The organism is Rhizobium sp. Rhizsp42, assembly GCF_047304155.1.
GTDB lineage: Bacteria > Pseudomonadota > Alphaproteobacteria > Rhizobiales > Rhizobiaceae > Rhizobium.
The window spans coordinates 93744-116718 of the sequence record NZ_JBGLYS010000018.1; the positions used below are offsets into that span (position 1 = coordinate 93744).

Genomic DNA, 22975 nt, shown 5'->3' on the forward strand with positions numbered 1-22975 from the left:
CGAAGAGCGGGCCGCGTCCGCGGCGCCGGCTCTCATATATTCTTATCCGCCGCGCCCTCAGGCGTCAGGCTGCTTCGCGGAAGCGGTATCCCACTCCGTAGAGCGTTTCAATCATATCAAAGTCGTTGTCGACCATCTTGAATTTCTTGCGCAGCCGCTTGATGTGACTGTCGATGGTGCGGTCGTCGACATAGACCTGCTCGTCATAGGCCGCATCCATCAGCGCGTCACGGCTTTTGACGACGCCGGGGCGCTGCGCCAGCGAGTGCAGGATCAGGAATTCGGTCACGGTCAGCGTCACCGGCTCGCTCTTCCAGGTGCAGGTGTGGCGCTCCTGGTCCATGACAAGCTGGCCGCGCTCGAGCGAACGCGCGAGCTGCGCGGCACCGGGCTTGGGTGCTGCACCCGTCGCGGCAGCTGCCGCGGCTTCGCGGCCGGCGGCGCGGCGCAGCACGGCGCGAACGCGCTCGACCAGCAGTCGCTGCGAGAACGGCTTGGTGATGAAGTCGTCGGCGCCCATCTTCAGGCCGAAGAGTTCGTCGATCTCTTCATCCTTGGAGGTGAGGAAAATCACCGGCATATCGGATTTCTGGCGCAGACGGCGCAGCAGTTCCATTCCGTCCATGCGCGGCATCTTGATATCGAAGATCGCCAGATGCGGCGGGCGGGCGAGAAGACCGTCAAGGGCCGAGGCGCCATCCGTGTAGGTCTCGACCTTGTATCCTTCGGCCTCAAGCGCGATCGACACCGAGGTCAGGATGTTACGGTCGTCATCAACGAGCGCGATTGTCGGCATTGTATTCGTCTCCGTCATCTAATGCGCGTCTCCAGGTTTTTTGAAGGTCCCCAGGCGGCCATATGAACCGGATGCGCTTATGAGGATAAAGGTGGAACAAATTGTGGCAAAGATAAAGGGTGGGGCGATCGGTAATTTTTGAAGACAACCGAAAGTCGTGCACTGAAATCGACTACGCCAAGCCAGTTCAAACGATTTAAAATAAACGTCGGAAATTTAAATCGATTAAATAACTGATATCATTAAATAATATCGATTTATGCCACTTGCGTTTTAAAAATCCTGTCCGTAGGTTCGCGCTCAGTTCTTAACGGCGTGAGCCCCAAGGGAAGGAAATGACCATGGAGCAGTTCGGTACACACAACCCAGCGATAGAGCTGGCGACGGCAGGTTTTGCAGGCGCGAAGAGCGTCCGCTATAACTTCACCGCCGCCTCCCTCTATGAAGAGTCGATTCGCCGGGGAGAAGCCGAACTCACCGCTCACGGCGCCTTGCGGGCACTGACCGGCCAGCACACCGGCCGCTCGCCCAAGGACAAGTTCGTGGTGCGTGACGCGAATACCGATGGCCAGATCTGGTGGGACAACAACAAGCCCATGTCGCCCGAGCATTTCGCGCTGCTGAAGCAGGACATGCTGGCGCACGCCGCCGGCAAGGAGCTCTTCGTGCAGGACCTGATCGGCGGTGCCGATGAGGCGAATGCGCTGCCGACCCGCGTCGTTACCGAGCTCGCCTGGCACTCGCTTTTCATCCGAAACCTGCTGATCCGGCCGGAGCGTTCCACGCTGGAGAGCTTTGCGCCGAAGCTGACGATCATCGACCTGCCGACCTTCAAGGCCGATCCGGAGCGCTACGGCTGCCGCACCGAAACCGTCATCGCCTGCGACCTGACCAACGGCGAAATCCTGATCGCCGGCACCTTCTATGCCGGCGAAATGAAGAAGTCGGTCTTCACGGCGCTGAACTACCTGCTGCCGGCCAAGGGCGTCATGCCCATGCACTGCTCGGCCAATGTCGGCCCGGATGGCGATGCAGCGGTCTTCTTCGGCCTGTCGGGCACCGGCAAGACGACGCTTTCGGCAGATCCGGCCCGCACGCTGATCGGCGACGACGAGCATGGCTGGGGCGAGGACGGCATCTTCAATTTCGAAGGCGGCTGCTACGCCAAGACCATCCGCCTCTCGGCCGAAGCCGAGCCGGAGATCTACGCGACGACGCAGCGTTTCGGCACCGTGCTCGAAAACGTCGTGCTTGATGAAAACCGCGTTCCCGATTTCAACGATGGCTCGCTCACGGAAAACACCCGTTGCGCCTATCCGCTCGATTTCATCCCGAACGCCTCGGAAACCGGCCGCGCCGGCCATCCGAAGACGATCATCATGCTGACGGCCGATGCCTTCGGCGTCATGCCGCCGATCGCCAAGCTGACGCCGGATCAGGCCATGTACCACTTCCTGTCCGGCTACACCGCCAAGGTGGCCGGCACGGAGCGCGGCGTGACCGAGCCGGAAGCAACCTTCTCGACCTGCTTCGGCGCCCCCTTCATGCCGCGGCACCCGTCGGAATACGGCAATCTGCTGAAGGAGCTGATCGGTCGCCACGGCGTCGAATGCTGGCTCGTCAACACCGGCTGGACCGGCGGCGCCTATGGCACCGGCAAGCGCATGCCGATCAAGGCGACGCGCGCGCTGCTGGCAGCCGCCCTTTCGGGCGAGCTGAGCAAGGTCGACTTCCGCGCCGATCCGAACTTCGGCTTTGCCGTCCCGGTTGCGGTCGAAGGTGTCGAAAGCGGCATCCTCGATCCGCGCTCGACCTGGGCCGATGCTGCCGCCTATGACGCACAGGCGAACAAGCTGGTGACCATGTTCATCGACAATTTCGCCAAGTTCGAAGGCCACGTCGACGGCGGAGTGCGCGATGCGGCCCCGGGTTTTCGGGTGGCCGCTGAGTAAATCAGCGACAACTGATTGATGATTCACGTGAAACCCGGCTCGGAAAGGCCGGGTTTTGCGCGTTTTGAAGCGCCTTTCCAAGCGGGAGGCGATGTGAGATAGACATCACATGGCCAGCGACCCGCTCTATATCAACGACAGGATCACCATTTCAGGATGGGAACTGACGGAACAGTTCGTTCTGGCGGGCGGCCCCGGCGGGCAGAACGTCAACAAGGTCTCGACCGCTGTCCAGCTGTTCTTCAACATCCAGAATTCCCCGGCGCTGAACGAGCGCATCAAGATCAACGCCGTGAAACTGGCGGGCCGCCGCATGTCCAAGGAAGGCGTGCTGATGATCGAGGCCAGCCGCTTTCGAAGCCAGGATCGCAACCGCGAGGATGCGCGCGAACGGTTGAAGGAACTGATCCTCGAAGCCGCCAAGCCACCGCCGCCGCCACGCAAGAAGACCAAGCCGACCAAGGGCTCCGTGGAACGCAGACTGAAGGCCAAGTCCGGCCGCTCCGACGTCAAGAAGATGCGCAGCCGCCCGAGCGGCGAGTAGTCAGGGGAGGGCATTGATGCTGCAGCTGCCGAACGGCATTCGCCACAGCCCTGATTATCTGAGCCGCCCCCGCCAGGAAGCCCTGGTCGATATCATCCGCAGCATCGTCACGCAGGCGCCCCTCTACACGCCGGTCATGCCAGGCACCGGCAAGCCCATGTCGGTGCGCATGACCAATTGCGGCGCGCTCGGCTGGGTCACCGATAAGGAACGCGGCTACCGCTACCAGCCGACGCATCCGGCCACGGGAAAACCGTGGCCGGAAATCCCGGCCGAATTGCTCGATATCTGGAATGATGTCTCGGGCTACGAAAAGCCACCCGAGGCCTGCCTCGTGAATTTCTATGCCGACGACGCCAAGATGGGCCTGCATCAGGACAAGGACGAGCAGGACCTCTCGGCGCCCGTCGTGTCGATCTCGCTCGGAAACACCTGCCTGTTTCGCGTCGGCGGCCTCGATCGCACGGACAAGACCATATCCTTCAAGCTCTCAAGCGGCGATGTCGTCATTCTGGGCGGGCAGGGGCGCCTGTGCTTCCACGGCGTTGACCGCATCTATCCTGCAACATCCACGCTTCTGAAGAATGGCGGCCGCATCAACCTGACGCTTCGGCGCGTAACGCCTTAAAGCTTACGCAGCGCCACCTGCTCGATCAGATGATTCTGCCCCTTGCGCAGGATCAGATCCGCGCGCGGACGCGTCGGCAGGATGTTTTCGCGCAGGTTCTTGAGGTTGATGTTCTGCCAGAGCCCCTCGGCGATCGACAGCGCCTCCTCCTCGCTGATCGAGGCGTAGCGGTGGAAGAAGGAGTTCGGATCGCGGAATGCGGTCTCGCGCAGGCCCATGAAGCGGGTCACGTACCAGTCGTGAATCCGGCTTTCATCCGCGTCGATATAGATCGAGAAGTCGAAGAAGTCCGAGACCATCGGCACAATCTTGCCGCCCGCCGGGAGGTCGCGCGATTGCAGCACGTTGATCCCCTCGAAGATCAGGATGTCGGGCCGGTCGATGATCTTGTGTTCGTTCGGCAGCACGTCATAGACGAGGTGCGAATAGGACGGCGCCTTGACGTCCGGCTGCCCGGCCTTGATCGCTGCCAGAAATCGCAGGATGGCGCCGGTGTCGTAGCTCTCGGGGAAACCCTTGCGCTGCATCAGGTTTTCTCGCTGCAGCACGGCGTTCGGATAGAGGAAACCGTCCGTCGTGACGAGGTCCACCTTCGGGCTCGACGGCCAGCGACGCAGAAGCTCCTTCAGGATACGCGCGGTGGTCGATTTGCCGACCGCGACAGAGCCGGCAATGCCGATCACGAACGGCGTCTTCGCCACGTTCGACAGGCTGAGGAACCGGTTGCGCTGCTTGAACAGGAGCAGCGACGATTCCACATGCGCCGAGAGCAGGCGCGACACCGAGAGATAGATGCGCCGGACTTCGTCGAGGTCGATCGGGTCGCCCATCGAGCGCAGCCGCTTGACCTCGTCCGAGGTCAGCGTCATCGGCGTATCCGCCCTGAACTTCGCCCATTCCTCGGATGAAAAGAAGTGATAGGGCGAATAAGCATTCGCCTGGAAATGATCGTGCGCTTCGGGCGCCCCGGTGATCTGTCTTGCGATACCCATCAGCTTTGCCGACTGGCCTTCTCCCTGAGGCCGGATTGAGCGGTACGGCGCTCAAGTTCCGCCATGACATCTTGTAGCGGAATACCGGCGATCTTCAATACGACCAAGAGATGATAGAGCACGTCGGCCGCCTCGTAGGTGAGGTTTTCGCGGTCGTCGGTCACGGCGGCCATCACGGCTTCGATCGCTTCCTCGCCAAGCTTCTTCGCCGCTTTCGGCTGGCCGGCCGCAACGAGCTTCGCCGTCCAGGATTCCTCGGGCGAAGCTTTTGACCGCGCGTCGACGATCTTTTCGAGGTCGCTGAGTGTGAATTCGCTCATCATATCGCTTTCAGTCTCAGTCGAGACGCATGTCGATGCCGCAGGAAGACATATAGCGCTTCGCTTCGCCGACGGAATAGGTGCCGAAGTGGAAGATCGAGGCGGCGAGAACCGCAGTCGCATGGCCTTCCTTGACGCCGGCCACGAGATCGTCGAGATCGCCGACGCCGCCGGACGCAATGACGGGAACGCGCACCGCGTCCGCGATCGCCCGCGTCAGCGCCAGATCGTAGCCGGCTTTCGTTCCGTCACGGTCCATCGAGGTCACCAGCAATTCGCCGGCCCCGCGCTCGACCATTTTGCGCGCAAAATCCACCGCATCGATGCCCGTCGCGTTGCGGCCGCCATGGGTGTAGATTTCCCAGGCGCTGGCCTCGCCGCCAGCAGGCGTCTGCCGCCGCTTGGCGTCGATCGAGACGACAATGCACTGGTCACCGAACTTGTCGGCCGCTTCCGCCACGAAATCAGGATTGCTGACGGCCGCCGAATTGATCGAGACCTTGTCGGCACCGCAGAGCAGCAGCTTGCGAATGTCTGCGATCGTGCGAACGCCGCCGCCGACGGTGACCGGCATGAAGCATTGGTCGGCCGTGCGCGACACCACATCGAAGATCGTCTCGCGGTTGTCGGATGAGGCGGTGATGTCGAGGAAGCAGAGCTCGTCGGCGCCGGCCGCATCATAGGCCTTGGCGGCCTCTACGGGATCGCCGGCATCGACGAGGTTGAGGAAATTGACGCCCTTGACGACACGGCCGTCCTTGACGTCGAGGCAGGGAATGACGCGAGCCTTCAGGGTCATTGCGCGGTCTCCTTCGCGCGCGACGCCGCAATCAGCGCCAGCGCTTCCGTGGGATCGATGCGGCCGTCATAGAGCGCCCGGCCCGAGATTGCGCCCTCAAGCTTTGCCGCATCCGGCTTCAGCATCCGCTTGATGTCGTCGATCGAGGCCAGTCCGCCCGATGCGATGACGGGGATCGAGACGGCGTCCGCCAATTCCAGCGTCGAATCCCAGTTGATCCCGGTCAGGATGCCGTCGCGGTCGATATCGGTATAGATGATCGCCGCGACACCGGCGCCCTCGAACTTTTTGGCCAACTCGATGATGCCGAGCTCGGAGGCTTCCGCCCAACCCTCGACAGCCACCTTGCCGCCCTTGGCATCGATGCCGACGGCCACATGGCCGGGAAACCTCTTGCAAGCCTCCATGACCAGCGCCGGATCGCGCACCGCGATGGTTCCAAGGATCACCCGCGTCAGCCCTCGGCTGAGCCAGCTTTCGATGTGGTCGAGCGTGCGGATGCCGCCGCCGAGCTGCACCGGGTTCTTGGTGGCTTTCAGGATCGCATCGACCGCAGCGCCGTTGACGCTTTCGCCGGCAAACGCGCCGTTGAGGTCGACCACGTGCAGCCATTCGAAGCCCTGGTCCTCGAAGGCCTTGGCCTGCGCGCCGGGGTCCGGATTGTAGACGGTGGCCTGCTCCATGTCGCCAAGCTTGAGGCGAACGCACTGGCCGTCCTTGAGGTCGATGGCGGGAAATAGGATCATTCTGTCAGTCCTTCAAAGGCGCGAGCTCAGGGCTTCCAGCGCAAGAAATTGGCAATCAGGGCGAGACCGAGCTTCTGGCTCTTCTCTGGATGAAACTGCGCGCCGGCCATGTTGTCGCGGCCGACAAAGGCTGTCAGTGGTCCGCCATAACCTGTGGTCGCGATCACATTCTCGGGGTTCTGCGCGGCCAGATGGTAGGAATGCACGAAATAGGCATGCAGCCCGTCGGCACCGGTCGCAATGCCCTCGAACAGCGGGTGCGGGCGCTTCAGGTCCAGCGTATTCCAGCCGATCTGCGGTATCTTCAGATTGGGATCATCAGGGGTCATTTCAACGACGTCACCGGTAATCCAGCCTAGGCCCTCGGTCGTGGTCTTTTCCAGCCCGCGCGAGGACATCAGCTGCATGCCGACGCAGATGCCGAGGAAGGGCCGCGCCTTCTTCTCCACCACGTCGATCAGCGCCTCGGTCATCCCCGGCACGGCGTCCAGTCCACGGCGGCAATCGGCATAGGCGCCGACACCCGGCAGCACGACGCGGTCGGCGGCGGCAACGACCTCGGCCTTGTCGGTGAGATCGATCACCGCGTCCACGCCGGCCTCGCGGGCGGCCCGTTCAAAGGCCTTCGTCGCCGAACGCAGATTGCCGGAACCATAGTCGATAATTGCGACGCGCATCAGCGTCCTCCATCAAAGCCAAAGAGACCGAGAGATGTCGCGGTGCCGCGCTCTGTGCGGCTCCCGCCATCCCATTTGGGCGACGGCAAGGGAGTGCCGTCACCGAGATCGGTCTGAATTTCAGAAAAGTAGATTTCCTCGGCGACATCGAGCCGATCGGCCGAGATCAGCGCATCGTCCTGCCAGCCTTTGGAGGCAAGGTTGCGAACCCGCAGGTTCTGCCCCTCGAGCCCGACAAGCAGGCTGGTGCCGAACGTCACGGCAAAGCCGACCAGCCACAGGCCGGACTGATCCATCAACGCGCCGCCGATGCTCTGCAAGAGAAAGGCGGCGACGGCGTAGAGCCAGAGCCGGTGGACGGCGAGCCAGATCCAGGGAAACAGGAAGCCGAGCACGGTAAAGCCGTCGCGAATGAACCGCGTCTTCTCGTGCTTGATATCGGTGCCGCCGGGGGCGGTCAGAACCAGATAGCTGGAAGTCATGTCGTCAAGCTCCCTGAAGGGGCTTAGACGAGCGTGCCCTTCGTCGAGGGTACACGGCCCGCCTGCCTAGGATCGATCTCTGTCGCCGTGCGCAGCGCGCGGGCGACGGCCTTGAAGCATGTCTCGGCAATATGGTGGTTGTTGGCACCATAATGGTTCAGGATATGCAAGGTGATCCCGGCGTTCTGGGCGAGTGCCTGGAAGAATTCGCGGACGAGTTCGGTGTCGAACGTGCCGATCTTCGGCGCGCTGAACGACACGTTCCAGACGAGGAAGGGGCGGCCGGAGAGATCGACGGCGGCCTTCGTCATCGTCTCGTCCATGGCAAGGTCGATCGAGGCGTAGCGGGTGATGCCGCGACGGTCGCCGAGCGCCTTGGCGATGGCCTGGCCGATGGCGATGCCCGTGTCTTCCACCGCATGGTGGTCGTCGACGTGCAGATCGCCCTTGGTCTCGATCTCCATGTCGATCAGCGAATGTCGTGACAGTTGGTCGAGCATATGGTCGAAGAAGCCGACGCCGGTCGAAATCGTCGATTTTCCGGTGCCGTCGAGATTGACGGAAACGGAAACCGAGGTCTCGTTGGTCTTGCGGGATACGGATCCCGTGCGGCTTGCTGCGGTCTCGGCCATATGGCTACTCCACTTGGAAATACGGGGGTTCCTTATCAGGCGTGCCGGGAAATATCCAGAAGCGCGAGTAGAGAAATCGACGCCGATTGCAATCGCGATTTGCCAACTTACATAGGGCTCAACAGGGCCGATGTGCGGCCCGAGGTAAGAGCCCGCCTGACGGGCAAGGGTATGATAGATGACAACCATTATTACAGTTCGAAAGGGCGGCAAGGTCATCATGGCGGGCGACGGACAGGTCAGCCTCGGCCAGACCGTCATGAAGGGCAATGCCCGCAAGGTGCGCCGCATCGGCAAGGGCGACGTCATTGCCGGTTTCGCCGGCGCCACCGCGGATGCCTTCACGCTCTTGGAGCGGCTTGAAAAGAAACTCGAGCAGTATCCCGGCCAGCTGATGCGTGCCGCCGTCGAGCTCGCCAAGGATTGGCGCACCGACAAATATCTGCGCAACCTCGAAGCCATGATGCTGGTCGCCGACAAGTCGGTCACGCTGGCGATCACCGGCAACGGCGACGTGCTCGAGCCCGAACATGGCGCCATCGCCATCGGCTCCGGTGGCAACTACGCCTTCGCCGCCGCCCGCGCCCTGATGGACAGCGACAAGTCGGCTGAAGAAGTGGCGCGCCGGGCGCTCGATATCGCCGCCGATATCTGCGTCTACACCAACCACAATCTCGTGGTCGAAACGCTCGACGCCGAATAACGGCAATCGTTCACAATGGGTCCTGTGGGCCGGGCCGAGAACGGCCGGCCGGAGCAGGAAAGCCAAGAGGATATCATGACCAATTTTTCTCCCCGGGAAATCGTCTCCGAGCTGGACCGCCACATCATCGGCCAGCATGACGCCAAGCGCGCCGTCGCCATTGCGCTGCGCAACCGCTGGCGCCGCCAGCAGCTCGATGAGAGCCTGCGCGACGAAGTGATGCCCAAGAATATCCTGATGATCGGCCCGACCGGCGTCGGCAAGACGGAAATCTCCCGCCGCCTCGCCAAACTCGCCGGCGCCCCCTTCATCAAGGTCGAAGCCACCAAATTCACCGAAGTCGGCTATGTCGGCCGCGATGTCGAGCAGATCGTCCGCGATCTGGTCGAGGTCGGTATTGGCCTTGCGCGCGAAAAGAAGCGCGCCGAGGTCGAGGCCAAGGCCCATATGAGCGCCGAGGAACGCGTGCTTGATGCGCTGGTCGGATCGACCGCCTCGCCGGCCACGCGTGACAGTTTCCGCAAGAAGCTGCGTGCGGGTGAGCTCGACGACAAGGAAATCGATATCGAAGTGGCCGATACCAGCACCGGCATGGGCGGTTTCGACATCCCCGGCATGCCCGGTGGCGGCAATATCGGCATGATCAACCTGTCGGAAATGTTCGGCAAGGCCATGGGCGGCCGCACCAAGAAGGTGCGTACCACCGTCAAGGCCTCCTACACCGACCTGATCCGCGACGAATCCGACAAGCTGATCGACAATGAGGTCATCCAGCGCGAGGCCGTGCGTTCCGTCGAAAACGACGGCATCGTCTTCCTCGACGAGATCGACAAGATCGCCGCCCGCGATGGCGGCATGGGCGCCGGCGTTTCGCGCGAAGGCGTGCAGCGCGACCTGCTGCCGCTGGTCGAAGGCACGACGGTGTCGACCAAGTACGGGCCGGTAAAGACCGACCACGTCTTGTTCATCGCATCGGGCGCCTTCCACGTCTCCAAGCCGTCGGACCTGCTGCCGGAATTGCAGGGCCGTCTGCCAATCCGCGTCGAGCTGCGCCCGCTGACCAAGGAAGACTTCCGCCGCATCCTGACGGAAACCGAGGCCAGCCTCATCCGCCAGTACAAGGCGCTGATGGAAACCGAAGGCCTGACGCTCGAATTCACCGATGACGGCATCGATGCGCTCGCCGACGTGGCCGTTCACCTGAACGCCTCGGTCGAAAACATCGGCGCTCGCCGCCTGCAGACGGTGATGGAGCGCGTGCTGGACGAAATCTCCTTCAACGCGCCGGATCGCGGCGGCACCGCCGTGACCATCGACGCCGAATATGTGCGCAAACATGTCGGTGATCTCGCCCAGAACACCGACCTCTCGCGCTTCATTTTGTGATGCGCAAACACCGGTCTCAGGCTTTACATGCATGATGCCGCAACTTTGACCGACTGAACTCTCGACAACGGGCCTTTTACTTTTTAGTGAAAGGCCCGTTTTGTTGTTGGCGCCAGCATTATTCGGCCAAGATTTTGGTACAGTCAGCGCGCCAGCCAAGCTGGAAATGCCGACCAATACCGGAAATGCCTCTATTGGAAATGATGGGAAAGCTGATCGTGCGACGCCTTCTGACGAGCCTTGTAATTGCCGCCACGGTCCTGACCGCCGCGCCCGCTTTTTCCATGCAGCTCGTGCCTCCGGGCAATCGCAACGTCGAGCAGCCGAACGTTCCAGGCGCATCGGTCCGCCGCACCAAGGGCACCAAGACCACCTTCGATCGCAAATACGACAAGGTCCACGAGCTCTTGGCCACCGATCACGAGCTGATGGGCAAGATCAAGAAGGTCTCGGCGGCCTATGGCATCGATCCGATCCACGTCGTCGGCGCCATCGTCGGCGAGCACACCTATAATGTCGACGCCTACGACCGCCTGCAGTCCTATTACGTCAAGGCAGCGTCCTACGCCGGCCAGAGCTTCCGCTTCGCCTATGACGGCGAGGACGTGGATGACTTCATCAAGCGCCCGCAGTTTGCGGAGTGCAACGGCAAGACAGATTCCTACACGCTGTGGAGCTGCCGCGAGGATGTCTGGGAGAGCGATTTCCGTGGCAAGACCGTCGGCGGCAAGAGCTTCCCGAACAACCGCTTCAGCGCCGTTTTCTTCCAGCCCTTCTATGCCGGCCAGACCTTCGGCCTCGGCCAGATCAATCCGCTGACCGCCCTGATGCTCTCCGATCTCGTCAGCCGCGTCTCCGGTTACGACAAGCTCAACGAGAAGGATGCCGGCAGCGTCTACAAGGCGATCATGCAGCCGGATATCTCGCTGGCCTTCGTGGCCGCCGCCGTGCGCCGCTCGATCGACGATTACAAGCAGATCGCCGGCATGGATATCTCCAAGAACCCGGGCCTGACGGCAACGCTCTACAATCTCGGCAATTCCCGCCAGCGCGCCGCAGCCCTTGCCGCCAAGAACCGCGCCTCGGGCGAAACGGTCTGGCCGGAAGAGAACTATTACGGATGGTTGATCAACGACAAGCTGGACGATCTGGAGCGCCTGCTCTAACTCTAGCCTTGCCGGGGAGGGCCATAATCTTCCGCGAAAGGCTTGCAGCACATGGACATGCGTCCAGATCCGTTCGTTCCGCCAGCGCCCGTTCCGCGCACCGTGCCGCCGAGCCGGCTTGAGATCATCCGCACCATCCTGCGCAATCCGCTGGAGCTGTGGGGCGAGCCCTCCTACACGCTGCCCTTCATCAAGACGAAGTTCTTCCGCGAACGCACGATCATCGTCAACGATCCTGGCTTGATCAAGCATGTGCTTGTCGATAATGCCGCCAATTACCGCATGTCGGATATCCGCCAGCTGATCCTGCGCCCCATCCTGCGCGATGGCCTGCTGACGGCGGAAGGCGAGGTCTGGAAGCGCTCGCGCAAGGCCGTAGCGCCAGTCTTCACGCCGCGCCACGCCAATGGCTTCGCCGGCCAGATGCTGCGCCAGTCGGAAGAATACATCAGCAAGTACGAAGAGGCGGGCAGCGCGGGAAAGACCTTCGAGATCGCCAGCGACATGGCCGAGCTCACCTTCGCCATCCTCGCCGACACGCTGTTTTCAGGGGAGATCGTCACCTCCTCCGACAGCTTCGCCGACGACGTCAACGCCCTCCTGCATCGCATGGGCCGCGTCGATCCGATGGACTTGCTGCGCGCCCCCTCCTGGGTGCCCCGCGTCACCCGCATCGGTGGCCAGAAGGTGCTGGAGAAATTCCGCACCATCGTCCGCGAGACCATGGATGCCCGCCTCGGCCGCATGGAAGCGGACCGCGACACGACGCCCGAGGATTTCCTGACGCTGTTGCTCGACCAGGCGAAGTCTGGCGGGCTCACCAATGCCGAGATCGAGGACAATATCCTCACCTTCATCGGCGCCGGCCACGAAACCACCGCCCGGGCGCTGGCCTGGACGCTCTATTGCGTCGCCAACACGCCGCATATCCGCGACGCGATGGAGGAAGAGATCGACCGCGTGCTGGTGACAGGTGCCGAGCCGGTGAAGTGGCTCGATCTCATGCCCTATACCCGCGCCGCCTTCGAAGAGGCGCTGCGCCTCTATCCGCCGGCGCCGTCGATCAACCGCGCCGCGATATCGGATGATCGCTGGACCAACGCCAAGGGCGAGACCGTCGAGATCGAGGCCGGCGTCACCGTGCTCATCATGCCCTGGACACTGCACCGCCACGAACTCTATTGGGACAAGCCGCGCGCCTATATGCCCGAGCGCTTCCTGCCTGAAAACCGCGCCAAGATCAGCCGCTTCCAGTTCCTCCCCTTCGGCGCCGGCCCGCGCGTCTGCATCGGCGCCACCTTCGCGCTGCAGGAGGCGGTGATCGCGCTTGCTGTCATGATGCACCGTTTCCGCTTCGACATGACGGATGAAACCAATCCATGGCCGGTGCAGAAACTGACCACTCAGCCGCAGAACGGCCTGCCGATGCGCGTCACACCGCGATTTCTTGCCTGAAAAGGCATAAATCTTTCAAACTATTGCCTGATTGACTATGAATGAAAGCCGGTCAAAGTGGCAGCATGCGAAAAACGCGCCGCCCGAGGAGATAGTCTATGAGCCGCATCGAAAAACACGGTCTTGCGATTGAAGCCGTCCTTCATGATTTCCTGGTCAAGGAGGCGCTTCCCGGTCTTGGGCTCGATGCGGACAAGTTCTTCGCCGACTTCTCGGCGATCGTCCATGATCTGGCGCCGAAAAACCGCGAATTGCTTGCCAAGCGCGACGCCCTGCAGCTGCGCATCGACGATTGGTATCGCCAGCACGGCGCTCCCACCGATATGGACGCCTATCAGGCATTCCTGCGCGAGATCGGCTATCTCCTTCCCGAGGGGTCCGATTTCCAGGTCACCACGACCAATGTCGATCCGGAGATCGCCTCGATCGCCGGCCCGCAGCTGGTCGTTCCGGTCATGAACGCCCGCTACGCTCTGAACGCCGCCAATGCCCGTTGGGGCTCGCTCTACGACGCGCTCTACGGCACCGACGCGATCTCCGAGGCCGACGGCGCGGAGAAGGGGAAGGGCTACAATCCGAAGCGCGGCGAAAAGGTCATCGCCTGGGTTCGCGATTTCCTCGACAACGCCGTCCCGCTCGTCGATTGGAGTTGGAAGGACGTCGCCGGCCTCGTCATCAAGGACGGCGCGCTCGCCATGTCTTCAACCGACGGCGAGCATGTCGCGCTGAAGGATGCCTCGCATTTCGCCGGCTATCGAGGCGATGCGGCGGCTCCGACCAACATCCTCCTGAAGAACAACGGCATCCATATCGACATCGTCATCGATGCAGGAACTGCGATCGGCAAGAGCGACGCCGCCCACATCTCCGATGTCTGGCTCGAATCCGCCATCACCACGATCATGGACTGCGAGGATTCCATCGCCGCCGTCGACGCCGAGGACAAGACCGAGGTCTATCGCAATTGGCTCGGCCTTATGAAGGGCGATCTGCAGGAAGAGGTCGTGAAGGGTGGCAAGAGCTTCATCCGCAAGCTCAATCCCGATCTCGATTACACCGGCCCGGATGGCGCCAGCTTTGAGGTCCATCGCCGCTCGCTGATGCTGATCCGCAATGTCGGTCACCTCATGACGAATCCGGCTATCCTTGATCGCGATGGCAACGAGGTGCCCGAGGGGATCATGGACGCGATGATCACCGCCGCCGTCGCGCTCTACGATATCGGCCCCAACGGCCGCCGCAAGAATTCGCGTACCGGCTCCATGTATGTCGTCAAGCCGAAGATGCACGGCCCCGAGGAAGTCGCCTTCGCCGTCGAAATCTTTGGCCGCGTCGAGGAGGCGCTCGGCATGGCGAAGAATACCATGAAGATGGGCATCATGGACGAGGAGCGCCGCACCACCGTCAATCTAAAGGAATGCATTCGCGCCGCCCGCGAGCGCGTCGTCTTCATCAACACCGGCTTCCTCGATCGCACCGGCGACGAGATGCACACCTCGATGGAAGCCGGCCCGATGATCCGCAAGGGCGACATGAAGCAGGCCGCCTGGATCGCGGCTTACGAAAACTGGAACGTCGACATCGGTCTCGAATGCGGTCTTTCCGGCCACGCGCAGATCGGCAAGGGCATGTGGGCCATGCCGGATCTGATGGCGGCCATGCTGGAGCAGAAGATCGCCCATCCGAAGGCCGGCGCCAACACCGCCTGGGTCCCGTCGCCGACGGCCGCCACGCTGCACGCCACACATTATCACCGCGTCAACGTCGCCAACGTCCAGCGCGGCCTGAAGGATCGCCCGCGCGCCAAGCTGAGCGATATCCTCTCCGTGCCCGTCGCCGTCCGTCCGAACTGGACGCCAGAGGAAATCCAGCGCGAACTCGACAACAACGCGCAAGGGATCCTGGGCTACGTCGTGCGCTGGGTCGATCAGGGCGTCGGCTGCTCGAAGGTTCCCGACATCAACAATGTCGGCCTGATGGAAGACCGCGCGACGCTGCGCATCTCGGCGCAGCATATGGCGAACTGGCTGCACCACAAGGTCGTCACCGAAGATCAGATCGTCGAAACGATGAAGCGCATGGCCGCCGTGGTCGATGGCCAGAACGCCGGCGACGCGGCCTATCATCCGATGGCCGCTGATTTCGACCACTCAATCGCCTTCCAGGCCGCTCTCGAGCTGGTCTTGAAGGGCAGGGCGCAGCCGAACGGCTATACCGAGCCGGTCCTGCAGCGCCGCCGCCTGGAGCTGAAGGCCGCGCAAGCGGCCTGATCCCCACCCAGCAGATACAAAAAGGCCGCCGGAGCGAATGTTCCGGCGGCCTTTTTTATACCGAATTTCAGGTCCAGCTTACTGGATAACGATGACCTTGGAGGTCGTCTTGCCCGGACGGACGCGGCTGTAGAGGTCGATAACGTCCTGGTTGATCAGACGAATGCAGCCCGACGAAGCGGCGGTGCCGATCGAAGCCCATTCCGGCGTGCCGTGCAGGCGGAACAGCGTATCCTTGCCTTCTTCGTTGAAGAGGTACATGGCGCGCGCGCCGAGCGGGTTGGAAAGGCCCGGGCCCATGCCGTCTTCGACGTACTTGGCGATCTCGGGGCGGCGAACGGCCATTTCCTTCGGGGGATGCCAGTTCGGCCATTCCTGCTTCCAGGCGACGTATGCGGTGCCGGCCCATGCGAAGCCCTGCTTGCCGACGCCGATGCCGTAACGCATCGCCTTGCCGCCGGGCATGATATAATAGAGGAAGCGCTCGCGGGTGTTGACGATGATCGTGCCCGGACGCTCCGTGGTTTCATAGGAGACAACCTGCCTGTGGAACTGCGGCTTGACCTTCTGGATCGGGATCGCCGGCAGCGAATACCCGGCATCCGTGGTGACGCCGTAAGCGTCGTCGAAGATCTGCGCGGTCTGGACGGTCGGACCCGGCATGGCAGCCTTGTTTTCGACAGAGGCGCTCTCGGAAGTCGTGGAGCAACCGGCCAGAGCGAGCGTCGCCATCAGGCCGAATACAGGAAGTGCATTGCGGATGCGCATGGATGTCTCTTAAGAATGGGGCAAGGGAGGATCGTTCTTTCGAACCATCTTAGATTATGGTTTATTTTCGATTAACTTCGCCTTGGCAAGCTGTTGCAATGCGGCGGAGCAATTACGCAACGGCAAACTAGAACCGCATGGTTTTTTTGCAACAACGCGCGCGCTGGACCCTAACTTATCCATGACGATTTTGAGTGTTTACAATAACAATCCGTTAATCGATGGCCGACAATCGGACAGGGCCATGCTCGTGCGTCGCGGGACTCAGATTCTACTTCACGAGATGCGTCATGCCGTGCTGCCGGAACTGCCGCTCGCCAGCGGCAGGCGCGCCGATCTGATCACCGTCTCGGACAAGGGCGAGATCTGGATCATCGAGATCAAGACCTCGATCGAAGACTTCAGGGTGGATCGCAAATGGCCGGAATATCGCCTGCATTGCGATCGGCTGTTTTTCGCCACACACAAGGATGTGCCGCTCGATATCTTTCCGGAGGATTGCGGCCTGTTTCTTTCGGATGGCTATGGCGCCCATATGATCCGCGAGGCGCCCGAGCATAGACTGGCGCCCGCCACCCGCAAATCCGTCACACTGAACTTTTCGCGCGCGGCCGCCCAGCGCCTGCTGATGGCCGAATGGGCCACCGGCAAGCCGCTCGGCGTCGACGACGTCTGAGCGCGTCTCTTTTGCTTGCTTACTTCGGCGCCCGCTTGGCGAGAATGCGCTGCAATGTGCGGCGGTGCATGTTGAGCCGGCGCGCCGTTTCCGAAACGTTGCGTTCGCAGATCTCGTAGACACGCTGGATATGCTCCCAGCGAACCCGGTCGGCCGACATCGGGTTCTCAGGCAATTCGGCCTTTTCGCCGCTGCGCTGCGTCAGCGCCGCGTAGACATCGTCGGCATCTGCCGGCTTGGCGAGATAGTCGACGGCGCCGAGCTTCACCGCGGTCACCGCCGTTGCGATATTGCCGTAACCGGTGAGGACGACGATACGGGTATCTTCGCGCTTCTGGCGGATCGCCTCGATTACTTCGAGGCCATTACCATCGCCGAGCCGCAGGTCGACCACCGCGTATTTCGGCGGATTGGCGTGGGACTTGGTAACGCCTTCCGCCACCGATTCCGCGGTCTCCACCTGAAAACCGCGCGTCTCCATGGCGCGCGCCAGCCGGCGCAGAAACGGTCCGTCGTCATCGACGATCAGTAGGCTCGCATCGGGGCCGATATGGTCGTCGCTGGCGGGGGAGGGGTTGGTAATCTGCTCGCTCATCTATTCAATCCTGGTGCGGTCAGCCTGATATAGGCCGATTGCATTGCATTTTCTTTAGCCCCATCGGCTCATTTTGTCGAATGCGTATCGATCAGCACCCGCGGCCATTCGACGCGAACGCGCGCGCCGACATAGTCAGGCCCCCGATTTTCGAAGATCAGCACCGCTCCCGAACGCTCCAGCAGCGTCTTGGCGATGAACAGCCCGAGCCCCAGCCCGCCGGCCCGGTCCTCCTTCTGCCGCTTGGTCACATAGGGCTCGCCGATCCTGAGCAGGATGTCGGGCGAGTAGCCTTCGCCGTCGTCCTCAATGGTGATGCGCACTTTCTCCTGATCATGCTCCACCGTGACAGTCACCTCTTGGCGGGCATAATCGACGGCGTTCTCAACCAGATTGCCAAGCCCGTACATCATCCCGGCGTTGCGCTCCGTCACCGGCTCGCCCTTGCGCGGCGCTTTCTCGACAAGGTTGAGCTTGATGCCGAATTCGCGATGCGGTGCGACGATCTCCTCCATCATCGAGGAGAGCGGCAACCGTCTCAGATGCGCGTCGCCTTCGGCCGAGAGCGTCGTCAACCGGCGCAGGATGTCGCGGCAGCGCTCGCTCTGGCTGCGCAGCAGCTGCACATCCTCGCGGAAGCGATCGTCATCCTTCAGCTCCCGCTCCATCTCCTTTGCAACGACGCTGATGGTGGCGAGCGGCGTTCCCAGCTCGTGTGCTGCCGCCGCGGCCAAGCCATCGAGCTGCGACAGATGTTTCTCGCGCTGCAGCACCAGTTCGGTCGCCGCCAGCGCTTCGGCCAGCTGGCGCCCCTCCATCGAGACTCGATAGGCATAGAAGGCGGCAAACGTCATGGTCGAGGCGATCGAGCACCAGACGCCGAACTGCATCACCTCTGGAACGTTGATCTCCGCCCCGTCGAACCAGGGAAGCGGGAAGGGCGAGAACGACAGGATCGTGATGCAGGCCATCGCCACCACGATCAGCGGCATGCTGTAACGGATCGGCTGTGACGCGAAAGCGATGATGACGGGAACACACACCAGCACCGCGAATGGATTGACAAGCCCGCCTGTGATGAAGAGCAACGCGCAGAGCTGCAGGAGATCGAAGCCGAGCAGCGCCAGCGCCGCCACCGGGTCGATGCGGTGCGTCGCCGGATAGCGGATCATCAGATAGAAGTTGACGATCGCCAGCGCCGTGATCAGCGCGATGCACGCCTGCACCGGCAGCGGAAACTGCAGCCAGAGGGCAACGATCAGCACCGTGGCGGTCTGCCCGCAGACTGCAAGCCAGCGCAGACGCACCAGCGTCTCCAGCCTCAGCCGACGGCTGCTCTGCCGATCTTCCTCGGGCATGCTTTCGACCTTGTCGGCCATCTCTTTATTCTTGATCGGCATGGCGGCTCATGTTCCTCGCGGTTTTGCCCGGGTCGTCGGTGGTGCCTCTTCCGGCCTCTCCGGCCATGGATGCCGGGGATAGCGCCCGCGCATGTCGGCGCGCACATCCTTCCAGCTCCCGGCCCAGAACCCCGGAAGATCGCGCGTCGTCTGGATCGGCCGATGCGCCGGCGATGTCAGCTCAAGCAGCAGCGAAAGCCGTCCGCCTGCAATGGCAGGATGTGTCTTCAGCCCGAACAGCTCCTGAACCCGGATGGTCAGCGTCGGTTCTTCCCCGTCATATTGTATCGGATGCCGCTGCCCGGTCGGTGCCTCGAAATGCGTTGGCGCCAGCCGCGTAAGGTCGCGTTGCAGCTCATGCGGCACCAGCGCCATCAATCCGTTCGAAAGCCCGCCCGCCGAAATGTCTGAAAGCCCCCGCGCATCCGCCTGATAGGGAATGAACCAGTCGTCCATGCGGGAAAGCAGCGCCACCTCACTCATGTCGGGCCATGGCGCGCCAATACTCCTATAAAGAAAGCCGATCCGCTCGCGCAGCTGCATCGCTTCCTTGGAAAACGGCAGCTGATCCAGCCCCATCTCCTTGATCCCCTCGGCAAGCGCCCGCGTGACAGCCTCGCCGGATGGCCGAGGCAGCGGCGTCTCGTCGAAAACGATGGCGCCGAGCCGCGTCGCCCGCCTTGCCCGCACTTGCTTGCTCTGACGATCGAAGAAGGTCTGGTCATCGGTGCGGATCGCGCCGGGCATTTCGGCCTCGACATCCCCGCGCGTCACTTCTGCCGCCGCGAGAATCCGCGCCTGCGCCGCCCGACCCGTGAGGTCGGCGATCACGAGCATCGGGCTGCTCGCCAGCCGTTCGGTCTCGGCGATTTCGGCGCCGCGCCCATTGGCCATCACGAACCTGCCGCGCCCGCCACGCTGCAGCGCGATGCGGTCGGGGAAGGCATGAATGAGCAACCGGCCGGCAAGTCCCGGCTCGTCCGCCACCACTTTGTCGCGCCCCTTCGCCAGCCGTCCCGCCAGCTGCCGCGCCGCCTCGGCCCGCTCGCCGCGCTCGGATTTGAACCGGCGCAACCGGTCCTCGAGATCGATGCTCGTCCCGCCCAGCCCCTGTTCCGTCAGAAGCACGGCCATCATCGCCGCCTCTCTGGCGTGGCCGGTCTCTCCCGAGGAGAGCACCATCGCCGCCAGCCGAGGAGGAAGCGCCATGTCACGCATCTCCCGCCCGCGCGCCGTCAGCCCGCCATCCCGGTCGAGTGCGCCGAGTTCGCGCAGCAGCGCGCGCGCCTCGGCAAGCGTCGTCTCCGGGGGCTGGTCCATGAAGCCGAGCGCCCGCGCGTCCTGCACGCCCCAATGGGCGAGGTCGAGCACGAGGCCGGAAAGATCGGTCGAGAGGATCTGCGGCGGCGTGAAGGCGGGCATCGCCGCCGTCTGCCCCTGGTGCCAGAGCCGGATGGCAATCCCCGGTTCGGTTCGCCCGGCGCGTCCGGCCCGCTGGTCGGCCGAGGCGCGCGACACCCTGACCGTCTCCAGCCGGGTAATTCCTGTCGATGCCTCGAACACCGGCAGGCGCTGCAAGCCGCTGTCGATTACGATCCGGACACCGTCGATGGTGATCGAGGTCTCGGCGATCGAGGTCGCCAGCACGATCTTGCGGGTGCCGGCCGCCGCCGGCCGGATCGCCGCGTCCTGTTCCTTCTGGCTGAGATTGCCATAAAGCGGCGCGATCACCGTTGCCGCGTCGAACCTCTCCCGCAGCCGCTCGGCCGTCCTTGTGATTTCGGCCTGTCCGGGCAGAAAAGCGAGGATCGACCCGCTCTCCGTCCTGTGCGCGTCGATGATCGCCCGCGTCATCGTATCCTCGATCCGCTCGCCAGCCGGCCGGTCCTGGTAGCGAATATCGATCGGGAAGCTGCGTCCCATGCTCTCGATCAAGGGCGGGTTGTCGAGCAACGCCACCACGCCTGTGACATCGAGCGTCGCCGACATGACCAGGATCCTGAGATCCTCGCGTAGCGCCGATTGCACGTCGAGCGCCAGCGCCAGTCCGAGATCGGCGTCGAGCGACCGCTCGTGAAATTCGTCGAAGATCACCGCCGATACGCCCGAGAGCTCAGGATCGTCGAGGATCATCCGCGCGAACACGCCCTCGGTCACCACCTCGATCCGCGTCCGCGCCGAGATTCTGGTATCGAGCCGCATGCGATAGCCGACCGTCTCGCCGACATTCTCATTGAGCAGTGCCGCCATCCGCCCGGCCGCCGCGCGCGCCGCAAGCCGTCGCGGTTCGAGCAGGATGATCCTGCCGTCGCCCCGCCATGACTCATTGAGGAGATAAAGCGGCACCAGCGTCGTCTTGCCCGCCCCCGGCGGTGCGGAAAGCACGGCGCGCCGCGCCGTCGTCAGAGCCGCGCCAATTGCGGGTAGAACATGAGAGACCGGGAGCTCCGGTAATATGGGCACGTCACTCACGCCGTCGCTCGCGCCTTCGTCGCCGTCTCGTAGGCGAGGATCGCGCCCGCGAGATCCTCAAGTGCGGCGCCCACCGACTTGAAGAAGGTGATCTCGTCGTCATCCCGCCGGCCCGGATGCCTGCCGCTCGTCAACTCCGCCAGTTCGGCCTTGATGCCGCCTTCGGAAAGGACGCCGCTTTTCAGCGGCTGCACGATGTCGCCCGCCTCGCGGGTAGCGCCCGCGCGCGTGTCCACGAAGACGCTCGAACGGCGGATCGCCGTATCGTCGGCCTCGCGCATGTCGGGCTTGAAGCCGCCGATCAGGTCTAGATGCGCCCCGGGCTTCAGCCAGTCGCCTGAAATCAGCGGTTCGTTGGAGAGCGTCGCGCAGGAAATGATATCGGCTGTCCGCACGGCCGTCTCAAGATCGTTCACGGCTTCGGCGTCGAGACCCAGCGCCCACGCCTCGGCGGCGATTGCCTCTGCATTCTTTATGTTCCGACCCCAGATCCGAAACCGCTGCAGTGGCCGCGTCACCGCATGTGCCTGCAACAGGTTGAGCGATAGCCGTCCGGTACCGCAGACGAGCAGCTCGCGTGCTTCGGGATGGGCGAGATAGCGCGCTGCCAGCGCCGACGTCGCCGCGGTGCGCCGTGCCGTCAACTCGCCGCCCTCGATCGCCGCCAGCATCTCGCCTGTCCTGGCGGAGGAGAGCAGGTAGGTTCCGAAGATCGCTGGTAGCGCGCGTCGCGCATTGTCGGGAAACACCGAGAGGATCTTCACGCCCGCATAACGCCCCGGCAGCCACGCCGGCATCAGCAGCATGGTCGCGTCGCGCTCGCCGGGCACTTCCATTTCGTGATGATGCCGCACCGGCGCGACGCAGTCGCCGCTAAACATTGCCGCCAGCGCATCGATCAGCGCGGGCCAGTCCAGCGCCGCGCGCGTTTCCGTCTCATTGAGGACAAGCATGTGTCCATCCCTCTTATATATATGTATGGCGATCGCCGATCAGGCCAAACTAGTGATTGCTGGTCGCCGCGCAAGCGCCGGAAGCGGATCGGCTGGAGGGCTTTTATGTCCCAATAGGCGCGTCGGCAGCCGCAAGCCGCTGAAGAACGTCTTTTGTGCTCGGAATTTTGTCGATTTCGACCCGTTCGGGGGCATCTCACCGACATCTCCGGTGCTTTCCCGCTGTGGCCCGTTCGTCCACTCACAACCGGTTCGGAAATTCCCCCAACAGAATCAGTGTGTTATAAAACTGTCAAAAAACTTTGCATGGGTGTGTTGACTTGTTTGGGTTAGGGGCCTTATAAGCCGCTTCACAGAACGAGGGCGGCGGCGCTGCTGGCGACGGTGACTTTCGCTCTGGATTTCTTGAATTGGCTGCGATGCTGATTGGTTCCGGGCTTCAGGGTTTGGGACGGGGAATTTCGACTGGTTTGATCTGGTCTGTTATTTGACAATTGAAGATGAGAAGAAAGAGAAACGTGGGCGGCGGAGTTCGCGGGATCGACAGAGATGTCGGTTCTTTG

At 62.7% G+C, this 22975-nt stretch carries 23 protein-coding genes; 9 read left to right on the top strand and 14 right to left on the bottom strand.

Annotated features, from left to right (window positions below):
* Nucleotides 1–64: 64 nt before the first annotated feature.
* Nucleotides 65–796 (bottom strand): response regulator transcription factor, encoded by a 732-nt coding sequence (locus tag ACCD05_RS18145; protein ID WP_196809369.1) that lies wholly within the window; start codon nt 794–796, stop codon nt 65–67.
* Between the two features lie 341 nt (nt 797–1137).
* On the opposite strand from ACCD05_RS18145, the gene ACCD05_RS18150 reads away from it, so the two are divergent.
* The 3 genes from ACCD05_RS18150 to ACCD05_RS18160 all read left to right on the top strand — a co-directional run bounded on the left by ACCD05_RS18150 (nt 1138) and on the right by ACCD05_RS18160 (nt 3920).
* Nucleotides 1138–2748, top strand: coding sequence for a phosphoenolpyruvate carboxykinase (locus ACCD05_RS18150; RefSeq protein ID WP_413394401.1), 1611 nt, complete (start codon nt 1138–1140; stop codon nt 2746–2748).
* A gap of 109 nt (nt 2749–2857) precedes the next feature.
* Nucleotides 2858–3292, top strand: coding sequence for an alternative ribosome rescue aminoacyl-tRNA hydrolase ArfB (arfB, locus tag ACCD05_RS18155; protein WP_413394403.1), 435 nt, complete (start codon nt 2858–2860; stop codon nt 3290–3292).
* Between the two features lie 16 nt (nt 3293–3308).
* Nucleotides 3309–3920 carry an alpha-ketoglutarate-dependent dioxygenase AlkB family protein gene (locus tag ACCD05_RS18160; RefSeq protein ID WP_413394404.1) on the top strand — a complete coding sequence of 204 codons (612 nt, stop codon included), beginning with the start codon at nt 3309–3311 and terminating at the stop codon, nt 3918–3920.
* On the opposite strand, the gene coaA is transcribed toward ACCD05_RS18160, so the two are convergent.
* Genes coaA through hisB form a run of 7 tightly spaced genes read right to left on the bottom strand, consistent with a single transcriptional unit; the run spans nt 3917 to nt 8568 of the window.
* The gene (coaA, locus tag ACCD05_RS18165; RefSeq protein ID WP_112980332.1) at nt 3917–4912 is read right to left on the bottom strand and encodes a type I pantothenate kinase; all 996 of its coding nucleotides are present in this window, start codon (nt 4910–4912) and stop codon (nt 3917–3919) included. The two genes, ACCD05_RS18160 and coaA, sit on opposite strands and share 4 nt — an antisense overlap.
* The gene (locus ACCD05_RS18170; RefSeq protein WP_112980349.1) at nt 4912–5232 is read right to left on the bottom strand and encodes a phosphoribosyl-ATP diphosphatase; all 321 of its coding nucleotides are present in this window, start codon (nt 5230–5232) and stop codon (nt 4912–4914) included. The genes coaA and ACCD05_RS18170 overlap by 1 nt, the downstream gene beginning before the upstream one ends.
* A 16-nt stretch (nt 5233–5248) precedes the next feature.
* Nucleotides 5249–6031: an imidazole glycerol phosphate synthase subunit HisF gene (gene hisF, locus ACCD05_RS18175; RefSeq protein WP_413394407.1), complete on the bottom strand. Its 783-nt coding sequence runs from the start codon at nt 6029–6031 to the stop codon at nt 5249–5251.
* Nucleotides 6028–6777, bottom strand: a complete 750-nt coding sequence (gene hisA / locus ACCD05_RS18180) for a 1-(5-phosphoribosyl)-5-[(5-phosphoribosylamino)methylideneamino]imidazole-4-carboxamide isomerase (protein ID WP_047509169.1) — start codon at nt 6775–6777, stop codon at nt 6028–6030. Before hisA ends, hisF begins: the two co-directional genes overlap by 4 nt.
* Nucleotides 6778–6803: 26 nt before the next feature.
* Nucleotides 6804–7454, bottom strand: a complete 651-nt coding sequence (gene hisH, locus ACCD05_RS18185) for an imidazole glycerol phosphate synthase subunit HisH (protein ID WP_413394409.1) — start codon at nt 7452–7454, stop codon at nt 6804–6806.
* Nucleotides 7454–7936 carry a DUF2628 domain-containing protein gene (locus ACCD05_RS18190; protein WP_413394411.1) on the bottom strand — a complete coding sequence of 161 codons (483 nt, stop codon included), beginning with the start codon at nt 7934–7936 and terminating at the stop codon, nt 7454–7456. Before ACCD05_RS18190 ends, hisH begins: the two co-directional genes overlap by 1 nt.
* Before the next feature lie 23 nt (nt 7937–7959).
* Nucleotides 7960–8568 (bottom strand): imidazoleglycerol-phosphate dehydratase HisB, encoded by a 609-nt coding sequence (gene hisB, locus ACCD05_RS18195; protein ID WP_018901161.1) that lies wholly within the window; start codon nt 8566–8568, stop codon nt 7960–7962.
* Between the two features lie 178 nt (nt 8569–8746).
* On the opposite strand from hisB, the gene hslV reads away from it, so the two are divergent.
* The 5 genes from hslV to ACCD05_RS18220 all read left to right on the top strand — a co-directional run bounded on the left by hslV (nt 8747) and on the right by ACCD05_RS18220 (nt 15548).
* Nucleotides 8747–9271, top strand: a complete 525-nt coding sequence (hslV, locus tag ACCD05_RS18200) for an ATP-dependent protease subunit HslV (RefSeq protein ID WP_018901162.1) — start codon at nt 8747–8749, stop codon at nt 9269–9271.
* Nucleotides 9272–9346: 75 nt separating this feature from the next.
* Complete coding sequence (gene hslU, locus ACCD05_RS18205) at nt 9347–10657, top strand: ATP-dependent protease ATPase subunit HslU (RefSeq protein ID WP_047509255.1); 1311 nt, start codon at nt 9347–9349, stop codon at nt 10655–10657.
* A 218-nt stretch (nt 10658–10875) separates the two neighbouring features.
* A complete protein-coding gene (locus tag ACCD05_RS18210) occupies nt 10876–11823 on the top strand; it encodes a DUF1402 family protein (protein WP_413394412.1) in 948 nt (315 codons plus the stop codon).
* 51 nt (nt 11824–11874) lie between these two features.
* Nucleotides 11875–13278: a cytochrome P450 gene (locus ACCD05_RS18215; protein WP_413394414.1), complete on the top strand. Its 1404-nt coding sequence runs from the start codon at nt 11875–11877 to the stop codon at nt 13276–13278.
* 98 nt (nt 13279–13376) lie between these two features.
* On the top strand, nt 13377–15548 hold the full coding sequence (locus ACCD05_RS18220; protein WP_413394416.1) for a malate synthase G: 2172 nt from the start codon (nt 13377–13379) through the stop codon (nt 15546–15548).
* Between the two features lie 78 nt (nt 15549–15626).
* Here ACCD05_RS18220 and ACCD05_RS18225 read toward each other — a convergent pair whose 3' ends face one another.
* A complete protein-coding gene (locus tag ACCD05_RS18225; protein WP_018901167.1) occupies nt 15627–16316 on the bottom strand; it encodes a L,D-transpeptidase in 690 nt (229 codons plus the stop codon).
* A gap of 181 nt (nt 16317–16497) precedes the next feature.
* On the opposite strand from ACCD05_RS18225, the gene ACCD05_RS18230 reads away from it, so the two are divergent.
* Nucleotides 16498–16992 carry an MmcB family DNA repair protein gene (locus ACCD05_RS18230; protein ID WP_111562762.1) on the top strand — a complete coding sequence of 165 codons (495 nt, stop codon included), beginning with the start codon at nt 16498–16500 and terminating at the stop codon, nt 16990–16992.
* 19 nt (nt 16993–17011) lie between these two features.
* Here ACCD05_RS18230 and ACCD05_RS18235 read toward each other — a convergent pair whose 3' ends face one another.
* From ACCD05_RS18235 to ACCD05_RS18255, 5 genes are all read right to left on the bottom strand, one after another.
* Nucleotides 17012–17587: an ActR/PrrA/RegA family redox response regulator transcription factor gene (locus ACCD05_RS18235; protein ID WP_413394418.1), complete on the bottom strand. Its 576-nt coding sequence runs from the start codon at nt 17585–17587 to the stop codon at nt 17012–17014.
* A 68-nt stretch (nt 17588–17655) separates the two neighbouring features.
* Nucleotides 17656–18966 carry an ActS/PrrB/RegB family redox-sensitive histidine kinase gene (locus ACCD05_RS18240; protein WP_413394429.1) on the bottom strand — a complete coding sequence of 437 codons (1311 nt, stop codon included), beginning with the start codon at nt 18964–18966 and terminating at the stop codon, nt 17656–17658.
* A gap of 27 nt (nt 18967–18993) precedes the next feature.
* Nucleotides 18994–21450 carry an ATP-dependent helicase HrpB gene (hrpB, locus tag ACCD05_RS18245; protein ID WP_413394420.1) on the bottom strand — a complete coding sequence of 819 codons (2457 nt, stop codon included), beginning with the start codon at nt 21448–21450 and terminating at the stop codon, nt 18994–18996.
* Between the two features lie 5 nt (nt 21451–21455).
* Entirely contained in the window at nt 21456–22412 is a 957-nt protein-coding gene (locus ACCD05_RS18250; RefSeq protein WP_413394421.1) for an ornithine cyclodeaminase family protein, read from the bottom strand.
* 350 nt (nt 22413–22762) lie between these two features.
* Nucleotides 22763–22975 (bottom strand): hypothetical protein (locus ACCD05_RS18255; protein WP_413394423.1); only part of this gene is annotated, 213 nt, incomplete at its 5' end.